This is a genomic window from Falsiroseomonas oryzae (genome assembly GCF_027856955.1).
Lineage (GTDB): Bacteria > Pseudomonadota > Alphaproteobacteria > Acetobacterales > Acetobacteraceae > Falsiroseomonas > Falsiroseomonas oryzae.
In genome coordinates, this window is sequence record NZ_JAPSMD010000236.1 from 1 (window position 1) to 8,397 (window position 8,397).

The following is an 8,397-nucleotide window of genomic DNA, read 5'->3' on the forward strand; positions in this document are numbered from 1 at the left end:
CCCGGCCCGAGGATGCCGCCCGGCTGGCGGCGCTGCGGGATGCGATCGAGGCGGCCTGCGTCGCCCAGGGCGCGCGCGTGGCCGGCGGCGGCGCACCGCGGCTGCCCAACACCACCTGCCTCGTACTGGCCGGCGTGCCGGCGGAGACGCAGGTGATCGCGCTGGACCTGGCGGGGGTGCGGGTCTCGGCCGGCGCGGCCTGCTCCTCGGGCAAGGTCGCGCGCAGCCACGTGCTGGCGGCGATGGGGCTGGGCGAGGAGGCCGGCTCCGCCGTGCGCGTCTCGCTGCCATGGAACGCGGAGGCGGATTCGGCGGAGCGGTTCGTGGCGGCCTGGGGGGCGATGCGGGACAGGCTCTCGCGGAACGCCGCCGGACGCGCCACATAGCGGCGCGATGACCCGGCCGAACCGCCCGATCTATCTGGACAACCACGCCACCACGCCGGTGGACCCGCGCGTGCTGGCGGCGATGCGGCCCTGGTGGGAGCAGAACTTCGCCAATCCCGGCTCCGTCGAGCACGCGATGGGCCGCGCGGCGGAGGAGGCGGTGGAGGACGCGCGCGGCCATGTCGCGGCGCTGGTCGGGGCGGAGCCGTCGGAGATCCTGTTCACCTCCGGTGCCACCGAATCCAACAACCTGGCGATCAAGGGCGCTGCGCGGTTCGCGAAGGCGCAGGGCACCGACCGGCTGCGCGTGGTGACGCTCGCCACCGAGCACAAATGCGTCCTGGAAAGCGTGAAGGACCTGGCCGCCGAGGGCTTCGAGCCCGTGGTGCTGCCGGTGCGCCCGGACGGGCTGCTCGACCTCGACCTGCTGGAGGCGACGCTGGCCGCGGCGCCCACGCTGCTGGTCTCGGTCATGGCGGTGAACAACGAGATCGGCGTGGTCCAGGACCTCGCCGCGGTCGGCGCGATCGCGAAGCGGCACGGCGCGCTGTTCCACACGGACGCGGCGCAGGCGGCCGGGCGCGTCCCGCTCGATGTCGGCGCGATCCGCGCCGACCTCATGTCGCTGTCCGGGCACAAGCTCTACGGGCCGAAGGGGATCGGCGCGCTCTATCTGCGCCGCCGGCCGCGGGTGCGCCTCGCGCCGCTGTTCTCCGGCGGCGGGCAGGAGAGGGGGCTGCGCTCCGGCACGCTGCCGGCGCCGCTGATCGTCGGCCTGGGCGAGGCCTGCCGGATCGCGGCCGGGGAGGCGCCTCTGGATGCCGGCCGCATCGCCGGGCAGCGCGACCGCTTCCTGGCGGCGCTGCGGGCCGAGGTGCCGGGGCTCGACCTCAACGCGGCCGGGGCGCCGCGCGTGGCGGGCAACCTCTCGCTGGCCTTCCCGGGCGGCGTCACCGCGCAGGAGATCATGCAGGCCGCGCCGGCGGTCTGCGTCTCCACCGGCTCGGCCTGTTCCTCGGCGGAGGTCGAGCCCTCCCATGTGCTGAAGGCGCTCGGCCTGCCGGAGGCGCGCGCACGCGCCACCTTGCGGATCGGGATCGGCCGATTTACCTCCCCCGCCGAGGTGGACCTGGCCGCCGCGGCGCTGGGCGCCGCGTGGCGACGGGCCATCGCGCAACGGATGGGCGCCCCGGCCGGTATGGCAGGCGCGGCGGAGTAGGGCCTCAGATGCCGAAGATGACGTTCATCGAGCGCGACGGGACGCGCAAGGAAGTCGACGCGCCGCTCGGGCTGTCCGTGCTGGAGATCGCGCACAAGCACGGCGTGGATATCGAGGGTGCCTGCGAGGGCTCGCTCGCCTGCTCGACCTGCCACGTGGTGGTGGACGGCGCCTGGTTCGGCAAGCTGGCCTCGCCCACCGAGGACGAGGAGGACATGCTCGACCTCGCCTTCGACCTGCAGGAGACGTCGCGTCTGGGCTGCCAGATCATCATGACCGAGGCGCTGGACGGGCTGGTGGTGAAGCTGCCCTCCGCCACGCGGAACGCGCTGGGCTGAGATGATGCCGACCGTCCCGGCCTACGGGGCCGAGGGCGGCCTCTTCCGGCGGTTGCGCCAGGCCTGCGCGGCGGAGTGGCAGGCCTACACCTGGCATCCGTTCGTCCAGGGGATCGCCGACGGCACGCTGCCGCTGACCGCCTTCAAGCGCTATCTGGTGCAGGACTACCTGTTCCTGGTGCAGTTCGTGCGCGCCTTCGCGCTCGCCGCCTACAAGGCGGAGAGCCTCGACGCCTTCCGCGACAAGGCCGCCGCCATCCAGGCGCTGCTGCACGAGATGACGCTGCATGTCGGCTACTGCGCCGAATGGGGCATCGCGGAGCACGCCATCCTGGCCGAGCCGGAGGCGCCGGAGACGGTGGCCTATACCCGCTGGGTGCTGGACCGCGGCATCGCGGGCGACATCCTCGACCTGGAGGTGGCGCTGGCGCCCTGCACCGTGGGCTATGGCGAGATCGCGCTGGCGATCGAGACGAGCCCGACGCGGTCGCGCGACGACAACGCCTACGAATCCTGGATCGCCATGTATGCCGGCGCGGAGTACCAGGCGCTGGCGCGGGGCGCCGCGGCGCGGCTGGACGCGCTGGGCGAGAGCCATGGCGGCGCCGCGCGCTTCGCGGCGCTGCGCGCCGACTTCGCCAAGGCGGCGCGGCTGGAGGCCGATTTCTGGGCGATGGGGCTGCGGGCCGCATGAAGGTCCTGGTCGCCATGTCGGGCGGCGTCGACTCCTCGGTGGTCGCCGGGCTGCTGGCTGAGGCCGGGCACGAGGTGGTGGGCGCGACGCTGCAGCTCTACGACCACGGCGCCGCGGTCGCGAAGAAGGGCGCCTGCTGCGCCGGGCAGGACATCCACGATGCGCGCCGCGTGGCCGACAGGCTGGGCATCCCGCACTACGTGCTGGACCGCGAGGCGCGCTTCCGCAGCGCGGTCATCGAGGATTTCGCGGACAGCTACGCGCGCGGCGAGACGCCGATCCCCTGCATTCGCTGCAACCAGACCGTCAAGTTCCAGGACTTGGTGGCGCTGGCCCGCGACCTGGGCTGCGAGGCGCTGGCCACCGGCCACTACGCCCGCCGGGTCGAGGGGCCGGACGGGCCAGAGTTGCACCGCGCCGCCGACCCGGCGCGCGACCAGTCCTATTTCCTGGCGATGACGACGCCGGCCCAGCTGGCCTTCGCGCGCTTCCCGCTGGGCGACATGCCGGACAAGGCGGCGGTGCGGGCGGCGGCGGGGCGGCTCGGCTTGGCCGTGGCGGAGAAGCCGGACAGCCAGGACATCTGCTTCGTCCCCGCCGGCCACTATGCCGAGACGGTCGCCAGGCTGCGCCCGGAGACGGCGGAGCCTGGCGAGATCGTCGATGTCGAGGGGCGCGTGCTGGGCACGCATCGCGGCATCGGGCGCTACACGGTGGGGCAGGGCAAGGGGCTCGGCCTGGGTGGCGCGGCGGAGCGGCTGTTCGTCGCCGCCGTGGATGCGCCGCGGCGCCGGGTGGTCGTCGCCCCGCGCGGCGCCCTGCCGCGGCGGGAGGTGGTCGCGGGCGAGGTGAACTGGCTGGCCGCACCGCCAGCCGATCCGATCCGCGTGCGCGCGAAGCTGCGTGGGCGGGACGCGCCGCGGGAGGCCACGGCCGCCTGGGATGCCGCGGCGGGGCTCTTGCGCGTGGTGCTGGACGACCCGAACGTGGTGGCGCCCGGCCAGGCCTGCGTGCTGTACGACGGCGAGCGTGTGATGGCGGCGGGCTTCATCCGCGCCGAGGCACGCGAGCCCGCCGCAGGCGTTGACAGGCAAGGGGCCGCGGCGTAACCGGGGCGCCCTCGGCGGGCCCTGGGCGCGTCGATGCTTGTTGGGGCGGCGTAGCTCAGCTGGTTAGAGCACGGCACTCATAATGCCGGGGTCAGCGGTTCAAGTCCGCTCGCCGCTACCAACCACAGCCCTCTGAACTCGTGATCTGAGATTGGCCCGGTTCCGGGGACGGTTGCCGGGTGGGGATCCGTGGTTCTCCGCCATGGCTCCGGCTTCGTCCTTGATGGGCGAGAGATAGCCCAGGGCGGAATGGCGCCTGGTCCGGTCGCAGAAGCCTTCGATGAACCGTTACATGGCCATCCGGGCTGAGAGCGGAAGCTGCGCCGGTCCGGCAGTTCGCACTCGAGTGTCGCGAAGAACGCCTCTGCCATGGCGCTGTCACAGGCATCCCCGACCGAGCCCGCGCAGGGGCGCACGCCCGCCTCTTTGCATCTGAGGCCGAAGGCCACGGAGGTGCATCGCCCGGGTTGAAACGGTCGTCGCGACGCCCCTCTGCGCCGTCTGCTGCGCCTCATCGATCCCTCTGCCGGCGTGCTCCGGTTCAGCGTCCTGCGCGGCCTGCCAATTGAGCGCCGCCGCCACCGCGGCAAGTTCGTCCTCACTGCGAACGCTCAGGTCAGTGCCCTTCGCGAAGTACTGCCGCAGCAGCCCATTCGTGTTCTCCTTCGTGCCTCGCTGCCACGGGCTGTGCGGATCGCAGAAACGATCCGCCACGCCGGCGTCGATCCGCAGCCTGGCGGGTTCGCTCATCTCCACGCCCTGGTCCCGGGCGAGCGACGGCAGCACCCTTCCCACCGGCCGGCGGCGTCACCGTATCCGGCTCGTGCCGTCTCGCCCGACGCCGATTCCGCATGGCTCCGCAGGCAGCTTCCGCGCATGAGATTGCGCTTGACGAAGCCGACATCCTGCCGTCACGTTCGCGTAAGTGTGGGCCCGCACCCGGCGCAGATCGGGCGGTGCAATTCTGCCAAGGGACAGGGCGACCCAGGCGACTGGCCGCTGTTCCTCGAGGGCCCCGCACCGAATCAACGGGAGGAACATGGATGAACTGGGGTAAGCGGTCGCTCTTGGGGCTGCTCGGTGGCGCGGTCTTCTCCATAGGATTTGCCGTGCAGGCGGCGGCGCAGACGCAGCCGCCGATCCGCATCGGCATCCTCGTCGCGCTGGAAGGTGCCTTCGCGGCCGGCGGGGCGGACGGCGTGCGCAACGTCGAGCTCGCGCTGCGGCAGGTGAACAACACGGCAGGCGGCCGTCGGATCGAGACGGTGGTGGCGCCGACCGACACGCGGCCCGACACCGCCGTGCGTCAGGCGAGGCGGCTGATCGAGCAGGATCGCGTGGACTTCGTCATCGGTCCGCTTTCGGGCTCCGAGGGCATCGCCATCCGCGATTTCGCCAAGACCGTCCCCGACCGCACCTTCATCAACGGCATCTCCGGTGCGATGGAGATGACCTTCGTGGATCCGGCGCCGAACGTGTTCCGCTTCAACCTCGACGGCAACCAGTGGGGCGCGGGGCTCGGCCGCTTCGCGGTGCAGCAGCGCAACATCCGCCGGATCGCGACCGTCGCGGCCGACTACTCCTTCGGGCACACGAACCTCATGGGCTTCGCGGTGGATTTCTGCCGCGCCGGCGGGACGATCGTGCAGCGCTTCTGGGTGCCGCTCGGCGCGACCGACTTCGGCGGCGTGATCGCGCAGCTGCCGGACAACATCGACGCCGTCTATCTCGGCCTCGGCGGGACGGATGCCATCAACTTCCTGAACCAGTGGCAGCAGGCCGGCGCGGGCACGCGCATCCTCGGCGGCACGATCATGGCCGACCCGACGGTGCTGACCGCGCGCGGGCGGGCGCGCAACGCGCTGATCGGCGCGCTGACCTCCGGCCCGATCGCCGAGGACAACAACTCGCCGGCCTGGCAGGCCTATGTCCGCGCCTATCAGGAGGCCTTCCCGGCCAACCAGCGCTTCCCGACGCCCTCGCTCTTCGGCGTCGGCTACTACATCGCGACCCAGGCGGCGATCGCCGGGCTGAACGCCGTGAACGGCGACCTCAGCGACGGCCAGCGCCGCTTCAACGCCGCGCTCTCCCAGCTGCGGCTGGCGACCCCGCTCGGGGAGATCTCGCTGAACGAGAACCGCCAGGCCACCGGCACGGTGTTCATCAACGAGGTCGCCGAAGGCTCCGGCGGCAACCTGGTGAACCGCAATGTCGGCCGCCAGGAAGGCGTGACGCAGACGCTCGGCATGGACCTGGCGGCGTTCCGCGCCCTCGGGCTGCCGTCGCGCACCAACCCGGATTGCCGGGCGCTGGGTGGCGGCTGATCGCCGGCAGGCGGCGCGCCGCGGGTTGTCCTTCCCGCGGTGCGCCGAAAGCCCGCCCTTCCTTCGCCTGGGATGACGGCCACGGCGCCTGCGGAAGCCATTCCGCGGGCGCCGCTTGGATCGTGAGGCTTCAGGAACGCCGCGGCCCTCCGGTCACCCATCCTCGTCCGATCTCGCGCACGGAGTTCCTGCTGCCATGCCCGATGTGACGCGTCGCCGTCCGGTTTGGACGCTGATCGTCGTGGTGCTCGCCGCGCTCCTGCTCTGGCTGATCCTGGCACCCTGGGGACCCGGGCTCGAGCAGGTGCTCGGCCGCAAGCGTGTCTTCGTCAACGCGCTTTTCGGCGGCCTGACCCTCGGCGCGCTCTATTTCCTCGTCGCTTCCGGCTTCACGCTCATCTTCGGGCTGATGCGCAACGTGAACCTCGCGCATGGCTCGCTGTATCTGCTGGGCGGCTATGTGGGCTACGTCGTGTCGAATGTCGTCGGCTACGTGCTGATCACCCTGCCGATCGTCTTCGTGATCGTGGGGCTGCTCGGCCTGCTGCTGCAGCACCAGGTGTTCCGCCGCATGGAAGGCGAGGAACTGCGCCAGACCATGGTGACCATCGGCCTCTCGGTGGTGCTCGCCGACATCATGCTGTGGATCTGGGGTGGCCAGTCCTACACGCTGCAGACGCCCGAATGGCTGGAAGGGCCGGCGACGCTGCCGGTCGTCGTCGGCACCGACCGGCAGGGCAATCCGGTCTACATGCGCTTCCCGCAGGTCCGGATCGCCATCCTGATCATGGCCATCGTGATCGGCGTGGCCATGTGGCTGGTGCTGAACCGCACGCGGCTCGGGATGCTGATCCGCGCGGGTGTGGACGACAAGGAGATGCTGACCGCGTCCGGCATCCGCATCCAGTACGTCTTCCTCGCCGTCTTCGGCTTCGGCGCGGGGCTCGCCGGCATCGCGGGCGTGGTCGGCGGCACCTTCCAGTCGCTCGCACCGGGCGAGGACACGCGCTTCCTGCTCGCCAGCCTTGTCGTGGTGATCGTGGGCGGGATGGGCTCTATCCCCGGCGCCGCGCTCGGCGCGCTGATCATCGGGCTCGTCGAGCAGATCGGGCTCGTCTACGCGCCGACCTATTCGGTGGTGTTCACCTTCCTGATCATGGCGCTGGTCCTCGCCTTCCGGCCGCAGGGCCTGTTGGGCTCGCGCCGATGACGGAGGGAGGGCGCGTGGCGCCGGCCGACCGATCCCGCGAGTCCCGTGCCGCCGCCCCGCTGGAGCCGCAGCGGCCGGAGGGGATACCGGCCGTCTGGTGGGCCGTCGGGCTGATCCTGCTGCTGATGCCGGTGGCCGCCAGCAATTTCTGGCTGTTCCAGGTGTTCGGCTGGTCCTTCTGCCTCGGCATCATCGCGCTGTCGCTGATGTTCCTGGCGGGCTACGGCGGCATGGTCAGCCTGATCCAGATGACGGTCGCGGCGCTCGCCGGCTACGTGGTCGCGATCCTCGGCAGTTCGGGCGTGCAGGAGATCAGCGTCGGCCTGCCCTGGTGGCTCTACCTGCCGCTGGCGATCCTGATCGCGGCGGCCTTCGCGACGCTGGTCGGCGCGCTGGCGGTGCGGACCGAGGGCATCTACACCATCATGATCACGCTGGCGATCGCCAGCGCCTTCTTCTACTTCACGCGGCAGAACTACGCGATCTTCAACGGCTACAACGGCTTCAACCGCGTGGTGCCGCCGATGCTGTTCGGCGTGGATTGGCGGCAGCCGACCGCCTTCTACTACCTCACCCTCTTCTGGGCGGCGGCCTGCTACCTCGCGGTCGTCTACGTGTCGCGCTCGCCCTTCGGGCTCGCCTTGCAGGGCATCCGCGACAATCCGCGCCGGATGGCGGCGATGGGCTTCAACGTCACGGCGCATCGCATCGCGGCCTATTGCTTCGCCGGCGTCATCGCCGCGATCGGCGGCATCCTGCTGGTGTGGCAGAACCAGCAGGTCGCGCCGTTCACCGCCGGCATCGGCGCGGTGATCGACATCCTGATCATCGCCGTGATCGGCGGCATCCGGAGGCCGATCGGCGCCTTTATCGGCGCCTTCCTCTTCGTGCTCCTCAGCATCTACAGCCCCGATGTGCTGTCCGCCTTCGGGCTGTCGAACGAGCGCTTCAAGCTGATCGTCGGCCTGGGCTTCCTGGCCATCGTGTTCTTCTCGCCCGATGGCGCGCTCGGCCTGTGGGAGCGCTGGCGCGCGGCGCGCCGCAAGGCGGTGGATCCGCTGACCGGCCGCGCGCGCGAGGGGGCGCCGCCATGACGCCCGACGCGACCGCGGGGGCC

Annotated in this window: 7 protein-coding genes, 1 tRNA gene and 3 pseudogenes; 9 read left to right on the forward strand and 2 right to left on the reverse strand. The window is 71.5% G+C overall.

What is annotated here, in order from left to right:
• The 6 genes and pseudogenes from OZN99_RS19740 to OZN99_RS19765 form a co-directional block, all read left to right on the forward strand.
• Positions 1-386 (forward strand): annotated as a pseudogene (locus tag OZN99_RS19740) (cysteine desulfurase); the annotation flags it as partial.
• Between the two features lie 7 nt (positions 387-393).
• Positions 394-1,605, forward strand: a complete 1,212-nt coding sequence (locus OZN99_RS19745; RefSeq protein ID WP_270936974.1) for a cysteine desulfurase family protein — start codon at positions 394-396, stop codon at positions 1,603-1,605.
• 8 nt (positions 1,606-1,613) lie between these two features.
• Positions 1,614-1,943, forward strand: coding sequence for a ferredoxin family 2Fe-2S iron-sulfur cluster binding protein (locus OZN99_RS19750; protein WP_270936975.1), 330 nt, complete (start codon positions 1,614-1,616; stop codon positions 1,941-1,943).
• Between the two features lies 1 nt (position 1,944).
• Positions 1,945-2,637 (forward strand): TenA family protein, encoded by a 693-nt coding sequence (locus OZN99_RS19755; protein ID WP_270936976.1) that lies wholly within the window; start codon positions 1,945-1,947, stop codon positions 2,635-2,637.
• The gene (gene mnmA, locus OZN99_RS19760) at positions 2,634-3,746 is read left to right on the forward strand and encodes a tRNA 2-thiouridine(34) synthase MnmA (protein ID WP_270936977.1); all 1,113 of its coding nucleotides are present in this window, start codon (positions 2,634-2,636) and stop codon (positions 3,744-3,746) included. Before OZN99_RS19755 ends, mnmA begins: the two co-directional genes overlap by 4 nt.
• Positions 3,747-3,790: 44 nt before the next feature.
• A tRNA-Met gene (locus tag OZN99_RS19765) sits at positions 3,791-3,867 on the forward strand.
• A gap of 104 nt (positions 3,868-3,971) precedes the next feature.
• Here the strand turns inward: OZN99_RS19765 and OZN99_RS33560 are convergent.
• Both OZN99_RS33560 and OZN99_RS33565 read right to left on the reverse strand, forming a co-directional pair.
• Positions 3,972-4,201, reverse strand: a pseudogene (locus tag OZN99_RS33560) (IS3-like element ISMxa1 family transposase); the annotation flags it as partial.
• 19 nt (positions 4,202-4,220) lie between these two features.
• Positions 4,221-4,523 (reverse strand): annotated as a pseudogene (locus OZN99_RS33565) (IS30 family transposase); the annotation flags it as partial.
• 266 nt (positions 4,524-4,789) lie between these two features.
• Here OZN99_RS33565 and OZN99_RS19780 point away from each other — a divergent pair.
• The 3 genes from OZN99_RS19780 (at position 4,790) to OZN99_RS19790 (ending at position 8,374) form a co-directional block, all read left to right on the forward strand.
• Entirely contained in the window at positions 4,790-6,070 is a 1,281-nt protein-coding gene (locus OZN99_RS19780; RefSeq protein WP_270936978.1) for an ABC transporter substrate-binding protein, read from the forward strand.
• A gap of 196 nt (positions 6,071-6,266) precedes the next feature.
• Positions 6,267-7,280: a branched-chain amino acid ABC transporter permease gene (locus OZN99_RS19785; RefSeq protein ID WP_270936979.1), complete on the forward strand. Its 1,014-nt coding sequence runs from the start codon at positions 6,267-6,269 to the stop codon at positions 7,278-7,280.
• Entirely contained in the window at positions 7,277-8,374 is a 1,098-nt protein-coding gene (locus OZN99_RS19790) for a branched-chain amino acid ABC transporter permease (RefSeq protein ID WP_270936980.1), read from the forward strand. The genes OZN99_RS19785 and OZN99_RS19790 overlap by 4 nt, the downstream gene beginning before the upstream one ends.
• The last annotated feature ends 23 nt before the right edge of the window (positions 8,375-8,397 follow it).

Excerpts from the sequence above, each read along its gene's own strand:
- OZN99_RS19745 (WP_270936974.1), top strand. The coding sequence starts at position 394 with ATGACCCGGCCGAACCGCCCGATCTATCTGGACAACCACGCCACCACG.
- OZN99_RS19750 (WP_270936975.1), top strand. The coding sequence starts at position 1,614 with ATGCCGAAGATGACGTTCATCGAGCGCGACGGGACGCGCAAGGAAGTC.
- OZN99_RS19755 (WP_270936976.1), top strand. The coding sequence starts at position 1,945 with ATGATGCCGACCGTCCCGGCCTACGGGGCCGAGGGCGGCCTCTTCCGG.
- mnmA (WP_270936977.1), top strand. The coding sequence starts at position 2,634 with ATGAAGGTCCTGGTCGCCATGTCGGGCGGCGTCGACTCCTCGGTGGTC.
- OZN99_RS19780 (WP_270936978.1), top strand. The coding sequence starts at position 4,790 with ATGAACTGGGGTAAGCGGTCGCTCTTGGGGCTGCTCGGTGGCGCGGTC.
- OZN99_RS19785 (WP_270936979.1), top strand. The coding sequence starts at position 6,267 with ATGCCCGATGTGACGCGTCGCCGTCCGGTTTGGACGCTGATCGTCGTG.
- OZN99_RS19790 (WP_270936980.1), top strand. The coding sequence starts at position 7,277 with ATGACGGAGGGAGGGCGCGTGGCGCCGGCCGACCGATCCCGCGAGTCC.